Genomic DNA, 16,691 nt, shown 5'->3' with positions numbered 1-16,691 from the left:
CGCCGAAGACGCGCTCCTGGGACTCCTCCTGCCGATCTGGCAGCTGGTCATCGCGCTCTTCGTGCTCTTCGCCGTCGTGGCCTCGGTGCGGCGGCTGGCCCGACGTGGTCCCTCCCGGATGACCACCGCGCTCCTGGTCACCGCCGCGGCCATCGCCGGGCTGGCCGTGGTCGGTGTCCTGCTCCAGGAGGCGTGACGCCGCCGGAAACTCCAGAGGGCGTGACGCCGCTCAGAGCCGGCGGTTCGCCAGGCTGGGCAGCTCGGCCCTGATCGTCCGGAGCCGTTCCAGGTCCAGGTCGGCGGTGGTGAGCCCGGTGCCGTCCGGGACCTGGGTGAGGACCGTGCCCCACGGGTCGACGACCATGCTGCGGCCGAAACACGTCCGGCCCGGCTCGTGGTCACCGGTCTGCCCGGCCGCCGCCACGAAGCACTGGTTCTCGATGGCCCGGGCCCGCAACAGGACCTCCCAGTGGTCCCGGCCGGTGTGCATCATGAACGCGGCCGGCACCACCAGCAGCTCGGCACCACCGGTGGTGGCCAGTTGCCGGTACAGCTCCGGGAACCGCAGGTCGTAGCAGATGGACAAGCCCACCCGCAGACCCTCGACCGACACCACCACCGGCTCGGTGCCGGGAGCGACCGTCGCGGACTCCAGGTACGAGACCCGTCCGGGGATCTCCACGTCGTACAGGTGGATCTTGCGGTAGCTGGCGGCCAGCGCACCGGAGCGGTCGAACACCAGGGACGTGTTGTACGTGTGCTCCGGGTCGGGCCCGCGCTCGTGGAACGAGCCCGCGATCACCCACATGTTAAGCCGTTCGGCGACCTTGGCGAAGAAGCTGCCCACCTCGCCGTCCACCGGCTCCGGCTCGGGGAGCCCGGCGCCCGGGCCGAGGTAGTCGACGTACTCGGGCAGGACGGCGAGGTCAGCGCCGGCTTCCGCGGCGCGGACCAGGAGACGCTCGGCGGTCGCGAGGTTGGCGGTCCGGTCCTCGCGGGCGTTCAGCTGACAGACGGCGACGCGCATGGGCACCAGCCTACGGCCGCAGCCCGGGTGCCCGCTGTCCCGAAAACGGGCGGCACTCCGGGCGACGAACGGCGGTCAGGCCGACTTCTCCTCGCGGTCCCGACGGGCCCGGCGACCGGTGAACTCGCGGGGCACGATCGTCGGGTTGACGTTCTCCAGGACCACCTCACGGGTGATCAGCACCCGCGCGGCGTCCGGGTTGCTCGGGACCTCGTACATCACGGAGAGGAGGACCTCTTCCATGATCGCGCGCAGGCCACGGGCGCCCGTGCCACGGAGCATCGCCTGGTCGGCGATCGCCTCCAGGGCGGGCTGCTCGAACTCCAGCTCGACCCCGTCGAGCTCGAAGAGGCGTTGGTACTGCCGAACCAGGGCGTTGCGTGGCTCGGTGAGGATCTGCACGAGGGCCTGGCGGTCCAGGCTACGGACATTGGTGATCACCGGAAGCCGGCCGATGAACTCGGGGATCAGCCCGAACTTGAGCATGTCCTCCGGCATGACCTGGCCGAAGATGTCGTCGGTCGAGCGCTCGGACACCGCCCGGAGCCGGGCGCCGAACCCGGTGCCCCCCTGCCCGGTGCGGGCCTCGATGATCTGGTCGAGGCCGGCGAAGGCGCCACCGCAGATGAACAACACGTTGGTGGTGTCGATCTGGATGAACTCCTGGTGGGGGTGTTTCCGGCCACCCTGCGGCGGCACGTTGGCCACCGTGCCTTCCAGGATCTTGAGCAGCGCCTGCTGGACACCCTCGCCGGAGACGTCCCGGGTGATCGAGGGGTTCTCGGACTTACGGGCGATCTTGTCGACCTCGTCGATGTAGATGATGCCCGTCTCGGCGCGCTTGATGTCGTAGTCGGCGGCCTGGATCAGCTTGAGGAGGATGTTCTCGACGTCCTCGCCGACGTAGCCCGCCTCGGTGAGCGCGGTGGCGTCGGCAATGGCGAACGGGACGTTGAGCATCCGGGCGAGGGTCTGCGCGAGGTGGGTCTTGCCGCAGCCCGTCGGCCCGATGAGCAGGATGTTGGACTTGGCCAGCTCGACGGCGTCGCTGCCGGAGCCCGGCGCGCCGGCCGCCTCGGCCTGGATCCGCTTGTAGTGGTTGTAGACCGCCACCGCCAGGGCCTTCTTGGCCTGGTCCTGGCCGACGACGTAGTTGTCGAGGAACTGGCAGATCTCCATCGGCTTGGGAAGCTCTTCCCACTTCACCTCGCCGGACTCGGCCAACTCCTCTTCGATGATCTCGTTACAGAGGTCGATGCACTCGTCGCAGATGTAGACCCCAGGGCCCGCGATGAGCTTCTTGACCTGCTTCTGCGACTTGCCGCAGAAAGAGCACTTCAGTAGGTCGCCGCCGTCACCGATCCGTGCCACCTACGTTCTCCCTGCACTCGTCGGCCGGCACGCCGGCCCTGGCTTGCGGACGTTGATCCCCGTGTCCGTGATCCCCGTGTCCGTGTCTGCACTCGCCGGTCCGACCCAGCGAAGGGGCACAGACCCGACGTTACCCGCTGCCGGGGGTTTCTCCGACCCCCAAAACCGGGTGTGTCAGAGGTCGGCCAGGGGCGCACCCCCGGGCCGACCTCTGACCCCTACTACTCAGCTGGCGGCGTTGGCGGCCAGCAGACCCTTCTTACGGCTGGTCAGGATGGTGTCGACCACGCCGTACTCGCGGGCCTCCTCCGCCGTAAGGATCTTGTCCCGGTCGATGTCCTTGCGGACCTTGTCCACCGGCTGGTTGCAGTGCTTGGAGTACATCTCCTCCAGCTGCGTACGCATCCGGAGGATCTCGCGGGCCTGGATCTCGATGTCCGAGCCCTGGCCGTAGCCACCCTCGGTGGCCGGCTGGTGCATGATGATCCGCGAGTTCGGCAGGGCCATCCGCTTGCCCGGCGTACCGGCCGCGAGCAGCACCGAGGCGGCGCTGGCCGCCTGGCCGAGGCAGACCGTCTGGATGTCCGGCCGGACGTACTGCATGGTGTCGTAGATCGCCGTCATCGCGGTGAACGAGCCACCCGGCGAGTTGATGTACATGATGATGTCGCGGTCCGGGTCGGTGCCCTCGAGCGTCAGCAGCTGCGCCATCACGTCGTTGGCCGACGCGTCGTCGACCTGGACGCCGAGGAAGATGATCCGGTCCTCGAAGAGCTTGTTGTACGGGTTCGACTCCTTCACCCCGTACGAGGTGCGCTCGACGAACGACGGCAGGACGTAGCGGTTGTGCACCGGCGCGAAACGCGGCGGCAGGCTCAGGTCGGTCATCGTCAGCTCCTCGATCAGCTCAGGGTCCCGGCGCCTTCCGGAACCTGGGTGGCTCCGGTGATCACCTTGTCGATGAAGCCGTAGTCCTTGGCCTCCTGCGCGGTGAACCAGCGGTCGCGGTCGGAGTCGGCCTCGATCTGCGGCTGCTCCTGCCCGGTGTGGAAGGCCACCCGCTCCTGGAACATCCGCTTCGTGTAGAGCATCTGCTCGGCCTGGATGGCGATGTCGGAGGCCGTACCGCCCATGCCACCGGACGGCTGGTGCATCATGATCCGCGCGTGCGGCAGGGCGTACCGCTTGCCCTTGGTGCCGGCGCAGAGCAGCAGCTGGCCCATGGAGGCCGCCATGCCCATCGCCACGGTCGACACGTCGTTGTCGATGAACTGCATGGTGTCGTAGATCGCCATGCCGGAGTAGACCGAGCCACCCGGCGAGTTGATCCAGAGGTTGATGTCGCGGTCCGGGTCCTCCGCCGCGAGCAGGAGCAACTGGGCGCAGATGCGGTTGGCGACCTGGTCGGTCACCTCGCTACCCAGGAAGATGATGCGCTCCTTGAGCAACCGGTTGTAGACCGAGTCGTCCAGGTTGCCAAGGGGGTCGCCACCGCGGGCTTCGATCGCCCGGAGCGGCATCGCTGGGATGTGCATGTCGGTCATGGCAGCCCTTCGCTCTCCGTACCGTCTTACCCGACACTAACCGCTCCACCGGTGGACAGACTCCCGGTCGGGGGCCTTTTCGCTCTAAGCGCAGCCACCCGGGATCCGTACCCGGAAAAGGGTTTCGGCCGCCGTCGCGCCGCGAGCGGCGGACGGCGGCCGAGCCGGTGATCAGTGCTCGTGGTCGTGGTCGTGGTCGTGCGCCTCGGCGCCCTCCGCCTTCAGGGCGTCGAGGGTGACCGGGTTGCCGGCCGAGTCCTTGATCGTGATGCGCTCCATCACGGCGGCCAGCGCCTTGCCCCGCCGGACGTCACCGAAGACGGCCGCTGCCGCGCCGGAGCGGACCAGCTGGTCGTAGTACTGCTGCGGCGGCATCCCGGCGCGCTGCGCCCGGTGGACGATCTCGTGGCCGAACTCGTCGTCGGAGACCTGGACGTCCTCGGCGTCGGCCAGGGTGTCCAGCAGAAGCTGGATCTTGACACCCTCGGTCGCCGCCGTGGTCAGCTCCTCGTCGATCTGCTCCTCGGTCTTCTCCTCGGCCGCGAGGTACTCCTCCAGCGAGGCGCCGATCCGCTCGAGCTGGTCGATCATCGCCTGCTTGCGGCTGGCGACCTCCTCGCGGACGACGCCCTCCGGCGCCGGCACCTCGGCCGCCTCGACGAGCTGCTCGAGGGCCTTGTCCCGGGCGGCGTAGATCTGCTCGACCCGCTTGCCCTTGGAGATCCGCTCACGCACGTCGCCCCGGAGCTCCTCGAGCGTGTCGAACTCGCTCGCCATCTGGGCGAACTCGTCGTTCAGCTCGGGCAGTTCCTTCTCCTTGACGGTGCGGACCGTCACCGCCACCTCGGCGTCCTTGCCGGCGAAGTCGCCGCCGACGAGCTGGGTGGTGAAGGTGGCGTTCTCGTCGGCGGCGAGGCCGACCACGGCCTCGTCCAGGCCCGGGAGAAGCTGCTTGCTGCCGACCTCGTGGGAGAGGTTGGTCGCCGACCCGCCCGGCACGTCCTCGCCGTCGACGGTGGCGTTCAGGTCGATCTGGACGAAGTCGCCCTCCTGGGCGGCGCGCTCGACGGTCTTCAGCGTGGCGAACCGCTCGCGCAGGTTCTTGACCTGCTCGTCGATCTCGCTGTCGTCGATCTGCAGCTCGTCGACGGTCACCTCGATGGTGGCCGCGTCGGGGAGGGTGAGCTCCGGACGGACGTCGACCTCGGCGGTGAAGTTCAGGCTGTCACCGTCGTTGAACTCGGTGATCTCCACCTCGGGGCGACCGAGCGTCTTCAGGTCGTGCTCGCGGACGGCGGCGAGGATGTTCTCCGGGATCGCCTCCTGCACCGCCTCGTTGAGGACGGCGCCCCGGCCGACCCGCTGGTCGATCACCGCGGCCGGAACCTTGCCCCGGCGGAAGCCGGGAACCTGGACCTGCTGGCCGATCTCCCGGTACGCCTTCCTGAGGCTCGGCTCGAGCTCGACGAACGGCACCTCGATGGCGAGCCGCACGCGCGTCGGGCTCAGAGTCTCGACGGTGCTCTTCACAGGCGTACTCCTTGAACGGATCTCGGTTTTTAGTCTGGGCGTGATTCAGCCCATCGAGTGTAGGCGAGCCGGCCTGGCACGCCGGCAGCCGCCCAGGTACCGCGACGACGGCACTTCGGCGACCCGGCCGCGGACGACAGTCGGGGTGGCGGGATTTGAACCCACGGCCCCTCGCTCCCAAAGCGAGTGCGCTACCAAGCTGCGCCACACCCCGTGGCGACAGAAGTGTATGCCGTCGGCACGGAGCCGGGACGTCCGGGCCGCGCAGTCAGTCACAGATTCCGACAAACCAGCCGGTGGGCGGGATGGTCCGCATGTCTTTCCGGGTACGCCGTGCGTTCGCCGGCTGGTTACGGAAGCCACACCTTCCCGCTGTTCTCCGCCAGCGGGTACGGCAGGTAGCGGAGCGGCCTGCTCGGGACGCGGCCATGGCGTGGCCGGCGGCCGAGGCGTCCGATGCGGCCCCGGGCGGGACGGCGCGCCGGGGGCAGGGTCGAACCGAAGGCGGATGCGCGGTGGAGTGGAACACGGGGTACGCTGTCGGCGCGACCCGGCGAGTCGGGGCGTACGCGGGCGTAGCTCAATGGCAGAGCTTCAGTCTTCCAAACTGACGGTGCGAGTTCGATTCTCGTCGCCCGCTCCACAAGCAAAGGCCCAGGTAGACCGCATGATCGCGGCACCTGGGCCTTTTGCCTCTCCCCCATGGTCGACTTTGCGGGCCATCCGTGGGCCACTAGCTTCCCTGGGCACCCTTGCGCCTGGCATGACGGGCGATCCGCTGGTCCATTGCCGAGGCGATTTCGCGGTCCCGTTCGTTGGTCGCGTGCTGGTAGATCCACGCGGCGCGCATGCTCGCGTGGCCCATCCGCTGCATCATCTCGCGGGTGCTGGCACCCGAGGCAGCAGCGAGGGTATTGCCGGTGTGGCGCAGGTCATGGAAGTGGAAGGCTGGCAAGCCCAGCGTTGCGACGGTCCGCGTCCACTTGACCGCTCGACCGAAGTTGCCGGAACGCAACAGCGCGCCCTTGTCGCCGGTGAAGACCAGGGCCTCAGCGTCGGCAGCGGTGAACTGGTCCAGGTGCACCCGGAGCGCATCCACCGCAGTAGCCGGCAGAGCGACGGCCCGTGCCCCGACGAGGAGATCCGCTTCAGCGCTAGCCGCCGTTGACACCACTCTTCGCCAAGTTAGTGAGGTACGTGCATGGTCGCTCGGCCCCCTGGTGCCAGGCGCTTCCCCTAACGGCGACGGGGTAGCTGACTTCTCTGACCTGTCGATCGGCGGTCTCAACCGAGAACCGTATCGACAATGGCTCGCTCTCGAACGCGGTAGAGCACTCGATACGCAGCTTGACACCGATCCAGCCGGTGCCGCCGGGGCGTAGCAACCGAGAGCGGCCGTTGTCACGAACCTGGATGCCTGGTCGTTGACCGGTAGCCGCACGAACCGTGATCGGCGCGGGGCCAGCGTTGATCACGGCCAGTTGCCCCTCCATCTGAAGGACGCCCGTGACGTCCGAACTCCCGCTACTGCTGGATGCAGGGAAGGCCACGAGCGAGACCGAAGCATTCCGCTTCCGCTCGTCCCGCGAGTCTCGCAGCTCGCTGACCCCGACACCGCCGAGCACAGCGCCGACCACGAAGGCAGCGACGAGCCGTGCATTCGTCTTTCGTCTGGCCATAAGGCGGTCAGGGGTGCCGCTCGACTCCGCCGGCCGTTGATCATGCTCGTCTAGGTCAATCACGTCGTGCTCCGCCGGCATGGGCGTCAGCCTAGGGCTCTCCCTGGCCACGCGTTGGCCGGCCGTACAGACAACACGGCCCGCAGACATCGGCGCTACCGGCAACCGCGGATGTACTGACCAGGGGTGCGCCGGACCACCATTCGCGATCTTCTTCTAATCCGAAGGCCAGCATGGGCCATCCGTGGGCCAGTAACCGTGGCGCGCAGCGGGCACGAGACGCAACCGGGCCGACCGCCGCGTCCTAATGAGTTCCGGCCGGGCTGCTCCCGGCCAGCGGCGCGGCAAAAGGCCGTAGCGTCCGAAGACCCGGAGCGCCGCCCGTCGGCAGCGTGAGCTTGACCGCTCGACCGATGTTGCCGGAACGCCAACAGCGCACCCTTGTCGCCAAGATCAGGGCGCACGACGGGGGCAGACTGGCGGCCATCCGTCCGAGGATCTGGACGGTCCACGACAGCATGTTGATCCAAAGGAGCAGCCTTGGACGTGAACAGCCGCGAATCAACGGTGACCGTCCCGCTTGACCGGGCGATCGAGGTAGCTCGCTTGCTCGAGTGCCTCACCCGCTCGATTGACCGAATCGGTTCACGGATGGCGGGCGGCGAAGCAGACGCCGAGACCCTCGACCGGTTCATCACCGAGTGGCTGATCGGCCCTCAAGCGTCTCGGGCGCGAATGGTCCTGTGGGATGCCATCAGCCAGGTGATCGGTGAGGAGGCGATGGAGGAAATCGCTGAAGCAGTGCCCAAGTTCCCGGACGCCCCACCTGAGGAGGTGAGACGGCTTCGGCAGAAGCTGTCGGCGTGGCAAGAGGCGGGCGGTGGGTAGCCGTCTCTCACGGGACGAGAGGGATGGGAGTCGGGCGCGTGCCAACCGCGTGCCATTCAGCGGCGGCGTCGGCCTCACCGGCAGCGCGACGACACGGACCAGCGTCGGCCCTCCTCAGAGATCCACAGCTCGCCTATTCCGTGCGGTAGACGAGGCGCCCAGTGTCGCTGAAGATCTTCGGGGCACCGCTTTCGGAAGGGCTGAAGACGAGGTAGTCGTAGCCGTCAGGTTGCGTCGCTGACGCCTCGGCGTAGTACCAGACCTGGCCGACGTACGCCCTGAACGTACGACTGGTTCCAGCTGGCACCTCGACCGCCTTGTATGGCTTGCAGTCAGCGTCCAGAAGCCAGAGCACGTATGGCTCACTGAATGTTGAGAGAGTGCCTCTAACCGGGTCTCCCCACCGGCTCTCAGGTATGTCGCGCAGGTAGAACTTGTACAGATCCTCGCTCTTGGTCTGCTTGATGCAAGCCTTGACGAGCTGCGCCTCAGGGGCCACCACGCCGGATGCCGGTTTCGCGGCCGGGTCTGGTCCAGGGGAAGCTGACGAAGACGGCCGGAGGCTGTTGAGGACGCCCCAGCCACCGCCGGTCGCGCCAGGGATCACCACCAGGAGGACCACGATTGCGGCGAGGGCTCCGCACAGCGCGATGGTGATAGCCAGACGGCGATGGCCCGCCGGGTTTGTGGGTGGCATCCGAGATGTCACGTCGCGCCCTCCAGCAGGTGCTTGCCCGGACCGTGTCACAGTGGCGGGAAACTTCCCAAGCCTTCACCCGAGCGCCGGGTCCAGAGTGTACGGCGCTTCCCGCCCGGGCGTTGTCCTGCGAAAGCGGTCTCCGTTGCGTGCGTGTCGGGCCGGAGTCCAGGGCAACGGCGGTCAGCTTCGCAGCCCAGAGGTCCAATGCACACCGGGCAAGAGCAACATGGCACAGTGGCATGCCCTCCTGGAGCCGTCGTGCGGGGGAAATGATGAGCAGAGCGACTGATCGCCACGTTGTTGGTGCGCTTGTCGCCTGGGTGGTGTTCGTCGCGCAGGCGCCCGTCATCTACGTCGGACTGCTCGTGTGGGCGTGGAACACCACCGGGGATCCAGGCGGTCCGCTCGCCGGGCCGGTGCTGTGCTGCTCGCTGGGGTGTTTGGGCGTCGCCCTGGTGCCGCTGCTGTTCGTGCCGGCGGGCTGGGTCGGCGAGGTTGCCGTGAAAAGCGGACGGCTCTCCATGAAGTTGCTGGTCGCGTCCGCCGTCGCCGCAGTGCTGGCAACGTTCTACGTGGCTGGCGTCGTAGTACTGACCGGCGGACCACCGGTCGGCACACTGTTGGCGTGCTTGGGTGGCGCCGTCGCTTCGCTTGGCCCTACTGCGGCCTACGTCGGCGTCGTCCACCGCAGGATGATTCCGAACTGACGGTGCGGATTCGATTCCCGTCGCCCGCTCCAGGCGGCTGTGGCCGAACGTGTGTGATCCTGCTGCCGTGGAAGTCTGGGATCACGACGGCAAGCTGTACGAGGTCAACTCGAACTACAGCCTGCCCGACGACGCGTGGCAGTACGAGCTGGTCGGACTGACCGGAGCACCGGGAACCGGGCCGTACATCGTTGTCACGATCCCGGACGCAACGCCGGATGATGGGCCGTTCACACCGCGCCCGGCAAACGAAGTGATGTTCAGAGCCGGTAGCGGCGAAGTCCCCTGGCCTATCCTGCGCCGTTTCATCGACCTGGTGGAGTCGTCCGGCGACATCGTCCAGGGCCGGTCCGCAGCGCCGCCAGTCAGTCCGCCGAGGTGAGCTGGGTGGGCTGGACGTTGCCGGTCTGTGCCCAGAGGCCGAGCAGCAGCCGGTTCACCTCGTTGGGGCGTTGTCGGTGTGGCGAGTGATCCGCCCCTGCGACCTGGTGGAAGCTGGCGCCGATGCGCGCGGCCACCGTCCGTGCTGTCGCCACCAGAGCGTCCCCGGTCGCCGACCGGTATTCCGCTGAGGCCGTCTCCCAGGTGCCGGCGAGCACCAGCTTCGGATAGCTGGTTCGGCGGATGTCGTCGACCGGTACCTCGGCCTCCCAGCAGGGCCGCTCCCGCATCGCGGTCCGCGCTGCCCGCAGGGCGTACTCGAACGGCTCGGGCATCGGCTCGTCGCTCCCGCTGTACGCCGTTCGCAGGTACTCTTCCGCCGACATCGATCGTGACGCGGCCACGTACCGCCGGTTGGCGTCGAGTGCTGCGGCGACGACGGGCTGGTCGGCCGCCACGGCGAGCGCCGACGGCTCGATGAGCGCCAAGGAACTCACTCGTTCCGGGCGGCGTGCCGCAGCGAGCATCGCGACCACCCCGCCGTACGAGTGTCCGACCAGGTGGCTGGGCCTGTCCATCAGCCCGACGATGTCGTCCGCGTCGACGTCGTAGTCGCTCTGGTCGGTGTCGGGACTGGCTCCGAAGCCTCGGCGATCCACGACGAGGATCCGCCGATCTTTCGCGAGCGAGCGCTGATGCGCGAACGACGCGAGCCCCCACGTCATGGTGCCGTGCACCAGGATGACCTGGTCACCGCGCTGAGCATGGTCGTCCCACACCGTCACGTGTATCGGCAACACGGGAATGATCGTACTGTGATGGCCGAACTACGCGCTGTCCGCGCAGGCGGCCGGCTGCCGACGGGGCCAGAGGGCACCGTCGGCAGCCGGCGTCAGTACGAAGGGGATCAGCGGCCGTTCAGCTTGCGCTGGACGAAGTCGTAGGCCCGGTCGCCGATCTGCGGCGCGTACTGCTTCGCGGCCTCGACCGACGACGGGAAGTTGTCACCGCCCCAGACCCTGCTCTGGCCACAGTCGCTGGCGAAGGCGCTCAGGCTGCTCCAGGACAGGGTCAGGTCGCTGGCCGGGGTAACGCCCGGTTCGACGAGCGAGGAACCCTTGGCCACCGGCCAGGCGATGTTCAACTGGTCGGTGCCGATGAAGCGTCGCGCCTGCTGGGTGTAGGCGAGGCAGAGCGCGGCGGAGGCGGACGGGTATTCGGGAGAGGCAAAGGCCAGGCTGCTCAGGTAGCCCTGCCACTCGTCACCGGTGATGTCGTTGACGGTGCCCTTCCCCGGGCCACCCCACGCCGTCAGCTTCTTCTCGCCGTACAGGTAACGGATCGCGCTGTACGGTCGCACCGAGTCGTACTTGCGCATCAGGTACCAGGAGGCGATGACCACGTCGACGCCGGCCACCACCGAGGCGGCGACGTAGCGGACGGTCTCCTCGGTGTTGAGGTGGACGTTCCCGCGGGCGATCGCGCCGGCGACGATCCCGAAGGGCCGGACGTTGTCGTTGAACAGCTCGGCGGTCACCTTCTGGCGGTCGTCCAGGTTCGCCGACGCCCTCAGGACGGCGTCGGCCTGACTGCGGTAGGCCCGGCGGTCGAGGTGGTTGCTGTTGGTCGGCGGAGCGACCCGAAACTCTTGGGGGCTGTCGTACGTGAACGGCTTCACCCGGCCGAACTGAGGGGTCGCGAACTCCTGGGCCGTGAAGACCTCCCGCGCCGAGGTGGTGTTCGGCTGCCAGCGGGACGGGTTGCGGAGCTGGTACGCCGTGTTGACCGGCCGGTAGCCCGTGTAGTCGGCGTAGGGCTGCTGGTTGTACTTGCGGTCGCCCGCGTCACCGTCCCGGTTGGAACCGTCGTTCTTCCTCGCCGCCGCGGCGTTCTTGGCGGCGAGAATGCCGATACCGCTGGCCGTGGTCGGGTCCTCCGCGGTGTTGTTCGGGTCGAGGCCCGCCAACTCCATCATTCCGAGCCAGGTCGACCGGTACTGCGGAAGGACCGCGTTGAACGAGGTGAAGGCCGAGTACGTGACGGCGATGTTCTTGTTACGCGTCGTGTGTTCCGCCGCCGGCCGCCGGCCGAGGTCCGAGAAGATGCCGACCGCCGTGGGGTGGTAAGGGGCGATGGCGTCGAACCACGGCAGTTCCAACAGCATGGCGTGGTCCAGGGTCCACGACTGTGGGCGGCCGAGGCTCTCCGTACGCGACACCATGTTGAAGGTCGGGTAGACGACCTCGAGCAGGACGTTCCCGTGGTCGAGGTCGAAGGCCGCCTCCTCCTGTGGCGCCGCCGACACGCCACTGGTCAGCGATCCCGCCAGGGCCATCGTCACGGCGAGGGCCACCACGCCCCCCAGGCGCCGTCTCCGTAGCCGCCTCAGAATCGTCACCGGAATTGTCCTTTCGATCGCCCGCCACGAGAAATCGCGCACCACAGCAAATATGATCAACGGAGTTTGATCGATATTAGTGGATTTGATTCGCCACCGTCCACTACCCGAACGGGTAGTGGGAACTACCCACAGTGGACGGGAAACGATGTTGCTCAGGCCGAGACCGCCCGCCATGATGCAGCAGGGCAGGCTTTCTGCTGCTCAGGGACGGCGTGTCAGAAGCGATGGTGACACCGGAACGGCCCCTGCCGCCAGCGGGACCGATTGCCGTACGTGCACGGGATCCTACCCATTGACAGGTGAGTGTTCGGATGTCGAGCAACCCGGAGATCCGGGAAATGGCCAGCGCCAGCAGGAAATTAGCCGGGCACGTAAATACGCAGGCCCCGATCGCGCCGGACGAGACGGATCCGGTTTCGGTACCGATATCGTCGCTGCGGCCCGGCTATTCACCCCGACTGGCCGGGGAGGATCCCGAACACGTACAACTGTTGGCTGCGGCGCAGAACCTTCCGCCGATTCTCGTACACCGGAGCACGATGCGGGTCATCGACGGCATGCACCGGCTCCGGGCGGCGCCGCCACCGGGCTGTCCCCGACCACGGTGAGCGCGGTCCGACGCCGCCTGTCCCTGCCCGAGGAGCGGGAGAGCAGTCGCGTGGGGAGAGACGGCCGGGTCCGTCCTCTGGACGGTTCGGCGGGACGGCTACGGGCGAGCGAGGTCATCGCCCGGGCGCCGCGCCCCTGCGCGCCATCGCCCGGGAGGCCGGCGTCTCGGTGGGGACGGCGCGCGACGTACGGGCTCGGCTACGAGCGGGCCAGGACCCGGTGTTGGCCTCGCAGCGCGGGACGTCCCTTCATGATCCGTACGGCCGTCCGCGTCCGGAGCCGACCGGCATCGTCGAGGAGCGCGAGCCATCCGTCGGTGGCCCGGCAGATTCGCAGCGTCGCAGAACGGGCATCGCCCGGCAGAGCATCGACTGGGCCTCGATGCGGGCCAACCTGAGCCGGGATCCGGCGGTGAAGTACACGGAGACCGGCCGCGCCGTCTTCCGCTGGCTCGACGGCCACGTGGTCGAGCCTGCGGAGTGGGGCGAACTCGTCGAGGCCGTGCCACCGCACTGGCGGAAGTCCGTCGCCGAGTGGCTCGGTCGTGCGCCGGGGCCTGGCTGGCGTTCGCGCAGAAGCTCGAGGACCGGACGTGAAGTCCGTACCGGAGCCCGGACGGACTCCCGGTCAGGAGCGGCCCGTCGTCGTTCCCGTGGCCCACGCCTCGATCAGCGCGGTGGCCTGGTTGACGTTGAGCCTCGGGTCACACAGCGAGGTGTAGTGGCGCGGTAGTTCGTCCTCGTTCTCGACGGATCCCCCGATGCACTCCGTCACGTCGTCCGCCGCCATCTCGATGTGGAGTCCGGCGGCGTGTTGCCGGTTCCCCTCGAGGATGTCGCGGAAGCGCAGCGCCTCGGTGATCACGTCGGTGAGGTGACGCGTCTTCAGGCCGACCTGCGACGTCACCGTGTTGCCGTGCATCGGGTCGCTCAGCCAGACGACCGGGTGTCCCGCGTTCACCACCGCGCGGACGATGGGCGGCAGGGCCTCCTGGATCCGGTCGCGGCCCATCCGGGGGATCAGGACGAGGCGGCCGGGTTCGCGCCGCGGATCGAGCGCCGCACACACCTCCAGGATGTCGTCGGGACTCGCGGTCGGTCCGATCTTGCAGCCCACCGGGTTGACCACGGCGGAGAGCAGGGCGACATGCGCCTCGGCCGGCTGACGGGTCCGCTCCCCCACCCAGGGCAGGTGGGTCGAGCCCAGGTACCGGTCGTCGGTGTCCGGGTCACGGCGGATCAGTCGGGACTCGTAGTCGACGACCAGGGCCTCGTGGCTCGACCAGGGCCCTTCCGTTGCCGCCGTGGGTCCGTTCTCCCGGCGGTACGTCCGCATCACCCGCTGCACCTGGTCGCTGGCCTCGTAGGCCCACACCATGCGCCGTGGGTTGGCCTTCCGGGCCACCGACGTGGCCAGATCCGAATTGATCATGTGCCCGCGGAAGGAGGGGATGCTGAGCGCGTCGTGCCACTCGAGCGCCTGCGACCGGGGTTTGGCGAACTGTCCGCCCATCCGGCCGACCCGGACGACACTCCGGCCGGTGAGTTCGCCGAGTCGGTCACCCAGCCAGTCGATGACCTTCAGCTTCTCCGCCGTGTGCCGAGGTGTGCACTCGTAGAAGCTCTCGGCGCAGTCGCCCAGTTGGAGCAGGAGGGCGCCGGTCGTCGCCAGTCTCGACAGCGCCTCCCGCAACTGCCGGATCTCGGTGGCCGTCACCAGGGGCGGAGCCGAGGCCAGCGACCGGCAGGCCTCCTGGTAGGCGGGGTGGTCACGCCAATCCGGTTGCTGGACTGCTGGTCGGCCCTCCCACGGCCCGAGCTGGATGGAGTCCGCCGTGAAGCTGGATTGCTGCATCTGTCCTCCGATCGAGAGATCAGCGACGGGCCCCGGGAGCCACGGCAGCCGTAGGCCGGTCGTCGGGCGGAATTCGTTCGCCCGGACCGGCCCGACCGCGCTGGAGCTTTCCGCCCGGTCGAGCAGTGTGCCGATAGCGTGCCCCAGCCGCCGAGGCCGGCACATCACGTCTTCGCGCTGCGGAAAGCGCCGTTTGCGGGCGCCTGGGCGCGACGTGGTCGACCGGACCGGGCGACTGCGTCCGGTGGACGGGTATGGCGCGTTCGCGCCATCGGTGCGAGGAAACCGCACCGGCCATCGTCGTCCCCGGACGTACTGCGATCCGGGCTCAGGTCGTCACCGGGCGGATCGGGTCACCGCGCACCTCGTACGCGATTCGGTCACCGCGTACCTCGTACGCGCCGAAGCACGGCGGCCGGGTCCGCGGGGGTCCGGTTTCCGCGCCAGGCCACGTGATGATCGGGGCGGAGCAGCACCAGGTCACGTTCCCAGACCTGCCGCGCGGCCGGGTCGGTCACCACGGTGTGGCTGACCGGCACGCTCTGGGCGGCGGCTTCGGCCAGGAGCGGGTCGGCGCGGCCGTCGCCGGTGAAGTCGACGAGGGTGAAGGACGGGGCGAAGCGATCGTAGATCGGGGTGCCGTCGGCGAGGAGGAGGCTGGGCGGACGGCTGCCGGGCCAGGTCGTCGGCGTGTACTCCCGAGGGCTCCACGGTGGTGCGGGGGAATCCTCGTGGCAGACGACGGGCGAGTCGTCGTACCGGTAGCCCAGCTCGATCCCCCGGTACTCGTTCTCGCCGCGCTCGGCCTGGAGGAGGGCTGCGACGGCCTCGCGCGACGCCCCCTCGCGCAGCAGTGTCCCTGCCCGGAGGTGCACCCCGAGGTGCCGGTGGGAGGTGTGCATGTTGCGCAGGCCCACCGGGCGGCGTTCCGCCTCGTAGCTGTCGAGCAGGCCGGGGCCGCCGAAGCCCTGGACGAGGGCGGCGAGCTTCCACGCCACGTCGACCGCGTCGCCGATGCCGGTGTTCATGCCGTAGGCGCCGGTCGGGAACATGCGGTGGGCGGAGTCGCCGGCGAGGAGCACCCGGCCGGCCCGGAAGCGGTCCGCGATCATGAAGCCGGGGCGCCAGCGGGAGGTCAGCAGCACCTTGTCGATCTTCAGGTCGGTCCGCATCGTGTCGAGCAGGAAGGCCGCCGGATCGGCTGGCGGGGTGTCGAACTCGGTGGGTTCCATCCCGTTGACGTGCGCGGTCCAGGTGTCCACCTCGTCCTGGGCGATGATGATGTACCGGAAGGCGAAGTAGTGCCAGAACCGCCCGTGCCGGTGCAGGGTGTCCAGGTCGCGGCTCTTGAAGTGCACCATGAATGCGCCCGGCAACCCGGGTACGTCGAAGCCCTCCTCGCCGATGCCCACCGCCCGGCGGACCTGGCTGGACGCGCCGTCGCACCCGATCACGTACCGGGAGCGCACCCGGACCTGGTCGTCGGTCAGCACGTCGACCAGGTGGCTGGTCACCGTGTCGTCGTCCTGGCTGAGGGAGTCGAACCGCAGCCCGCAGCGCAGGTCGACGAGCGGGTTGCGCCGGCAGTGGGCACGCAGCACCGGCTCCAGGTCGATCTGGGAGATCCGCTGGCCGGGCTCGGTGGGCTGGCTGCCGTCGTTCTGTTCGGCGATGCGTCGCCACTCCTCGGCCACCGAGGGAAGTCCCCACGTGGTGATCGGCTCACCGGCCAGGCCGGTCGACCAGATCACGTCGGCCCGGTGCTCGGGCGCGACCCCGGCGGACCGGACGTCGTCGGCGATGCCGAGTTGCCGGAGGAACTCCATGCTGCGGGCGTTGACGTAGTCGAGCTTGGGGTGGACGGACGTCTCGAAGCCCTGGTCGACGAGGACACAGGAAACACCCTGGCGGGCGAGCGCCAGGGCGGTGACCATGCCGACCGGGCCCGCGCCCACCACCAGAACCGGTACCGGATCCACGATTGGCCCTCCCGAAGGGGT

General features: G+C 68.7%; 16 protein-coding genes and 2 tRNA genes (1 of these 18 cut by a window edge). 5 read left to right on the top strand and 13 right to left on the bottom strand.

The features are described 5' to 3' along the window. Window positions 1-196: the 3' portion of a hypothetical protein gene (locus tag GA0074692_RS32155; RefSeq protein WP_091651804.1), read on the top strand. Its footprint begins 35 nt before the window's first position; 196 of the gene's 231 nt are visible here — the last part of the coding sequence; its start codon lies off the left edge, out of view; the stop codon is at window positions 194-196. Between the two features lie 33 nt (window positions 197-229). Here GA0074692_RS32155 and GA0074692_RS32150 read toward each other — a convergent pair whose 3' ends face one another. From GA0074692_RS32150 to GA0074692_RS32125, 6 genes are all read right to left on the bottom strand, one after another. Beyond that, on the bottom strand, window positions 230-1,027 hold the full coding sequence (locus GA0074692_RS32150; RefSeq protein ID WP_091651800.1) for a carbon-nitrogen hydrolase family protein: 798 nt from the start codon (window positions 1,025-1,027) through the stop codon (window positions 230-232). A gap of 75 nt (window positions 1,028-1,102) precedes the next feature. Further along, window positions 1,103-2,398, bottom strand: coding sequence for an ATP-dependent Clp protease ATP-binding subunit ClpX (gene clpX, locus GA0074692_RS32145; protein WP_091651797.1), 1,296 nt, complete (start codon window positions 2,396-2,398; stop codon window positions 1,103-1,105). A 225-nt stretch (window positions 2,399-2,623) separates the two neighbouring features. Beyond that, window positions 2,624-3,286 carry an ATP-dependent Clp protease proteolytic subunit gene (locus tag GA0074692_RS32140; protein WP_091651792.1) on the bottom strand — a complete coding sequence of 221 codons (663 nt, stop codon included), beginning with the start codon at window positions 3,284-3,286 and terminating at the stop codon, window positions 2,624-2,626. Between the two features lie 14 nt (window positions 3,287-3,300). Continuing rightward, window positions 3,301-3,942: a ClpP family protease gene (locus GA0074692_RS32135; RefSeq protein WP_091651789.1), complete on the bottom strand. Its 642-nt coding sequence runs from the start codon at window positions 3,940-3,942 to the stop codon at window positions 3,301-3,303. Between the two features lie 171 nt (window positions 3,943-4,113). Further along, the gene (gene tig / locus GA0074692_RS32130; protein ID WP_091651786.1) at window positions 4,114-5,472 is read right to left on the bottom strand and encodes a trigger factor; all 1,359 of its coding nucleotides are present in this window, start codon (window positions 5,470-5,472) and stop codon (window positions 4,114-4,116) included. Window positions 5,473-5,612: 140 nt separating this feature from the next. Further along, window positions 5,613-5,686, bottom strand: a tRNA-Pro gene (locus GA0074692_RS32125). Between the two features lie 355 nt (window positions 5,687-6,041). Between GA0074692_RS32125 and GA0074692_RS32120 the strand changes: the two genes are divergently transcribed. Next, window positions 6,042-6,115, top strand: a tRNA-Gly gene (locus GA0074692_RS32120). A gap of 90 nt (window positions 6,116-6,205) precedes the next feature. Here GA0074692_RS32120 and GA0074692_RS35485 read toward each other — a convergent pair. Both GA0074692_RS35485 and GA0074692_RS35480 read right to left on the bottom strand, forming a co-directional pair. Beyond that, the gene (locus GA0074692_RS35485; protein ID WP_281199146.1) at window positions 6,206-6,643 is read right to left on the bottom strand and encodes a tyrosine-type recombinase/integrase; all 438 of its coding nucleotides are present in this window, start codon (window positions 6,641-6,643) and stop codon (window positions 6,206-6,208) included. Continuing rightward, window positions 6,627-7,232 (bottom strand): hypothetical protein, encoded by a 606-nt coding sequence (locus tag GA0074692_RS35480; RefSeq protein ID WP_218106734.1) that lies wholly within the window; start codon window positions 7,230-7,232, stop codon window positions 6,627-6,629. Before GA0074692_RS35480 ends, GA0074692_RS35485 begins: the two co-directional genes overlap by 17 nt. 465 nt (window positions 7,233-7,697) lie before the next feature. Here GA0074692_RS35480 and GA0074692_RS32110 point away from each other — a divergent pair, with 465 nt between their 5' ends. Beyond that, window positions 7,698-8,039, top strand: coding sequence for a hypothetical protein (locus tag GA0074692_RS32110; protein WP_245730788.1), 342 nt, complete (start codon window positions 7,698-7,700; stop codon window positions 8,037-8,039). Window positions 8,040-8,172: 133 nt separating this feature from the next. Here GA0074692_RS32110 and GA0074692_RS34385 read toward each other — a convergent pair whose 3' ends face one another. Continuing rightward, on the bottom strand, window positions 8,173-8,748 hold the full coding sequence (locus tag GA0074692_RS34385) for a hypothetical protein (RefSeq protein ID WP_141725462.1): 576 nt from the start codon (window positions 8,746-8,748) through the stop codon (window positions 8,173-8,175). Window positions 8,749-9,011: 263 nt separating this feature from the next. On the opposite strand from GA0074692_RS34385, the gene GA0074692_RS32100 reads away from it, so the two are divergent. Next, window positions 9,012-9,446 (top strand): hypothetical protein, encoded by a 435-nt coding sequence (locus tag GA0074692_RS32100; RefSeq protein WP_425413412.1) that lies wholly within the window; start codon window positions 9,012-9,014, stop codon window positions 9,444-9,446. Between the two features lie 67 nt (window positions 9,447-9,513). Further along, window positions 9,514-9,828, top strand: a complete 315-nt coding sequence (locus GA0074692_RS32095; RefSeq protein ID WP_091651768.1) for a hypothetical protein — start codon at window positions 9,514-9,516, stop codon at window positions 9,826-9,828. Here the strand turns inward: GA0074692_RS32095 and GA0074692_RS32090 are convergent. The 4 genes from GA0074692_RS32090 to GA0074692_RS32070 form a co-directional block, all read right to left on the bottom strand. Continuing rightward, complete coding sequence (locus GA0074692_RS32090) at window positions 9,812-10,627, bottom strand: alpha/beta fold hydrolase (RefSeq protein WP_218106733.1); 816 nt, start codon at window positions 10,625-10,627, stop codon at window positions 9,812-9,814. The two genes, GA0074692_RS32095 and GA0074692_RS32090, sit on opposite strands and share 17 nt — an antisense overlap. 107 nt (window positions 10,628-10,734) lie before the next feature. Next, the gene (locus GA0074692_RS32085) at window positions 10,735-12,225 is read right to left on the bottom strand and encodes a DUF6851 domain-containing protein (protein ID WP_218106732.1); all 1,491 of its coding nucleotides are present in this window, start codon (window positions 12,223-12,225) and stop codon (window positions 10,735-10,737) included. 1,239 nt (window positions 12,226-13,464) lie between these two features. Further along, the gene (locus GA0074692_RS32075) at window positions 13,465-14,691 is read right to left on the bottom strand and encodes a 3-deoxy-7-phosphoheptulonate synthase (protein ID WP_091651762.1); all 1,227 of its coding nucleotides are present in this window, start codon (window positions 14,689-14,691) and stop codon (window positions 13,465-13,467) included. Between the two features lie 380 nt (window positions 14,692-15,071). Beyond that, window positions 15,072-16,670, bottom strand: coding sequence for an FAD-dependent monooxygenase (locus GA0074692_RS32070; protein ID WP_218106730.1), 1,599 nt, complete (start codon window positions 16,668-16,670; stop codon window positions 15,072-15,074). Between the last annotated feature and the right edge of the window lie 21 nt (window positions 16,671-16,691).

The sequence above is a fragment of the Micromonospora pallida genome (assembly GCF_900090325.1).
GTDB classification, from domain to species: domain Bacteria; phylum Actinomycetota; class Actinomycetes; order Mycobacteriales; family Micromonosporaceae; genus Micromonospora; species Micromonospora pallida.
This window is presented reverse-complemented; position numbering and strand designations above follow the sequence as displayed.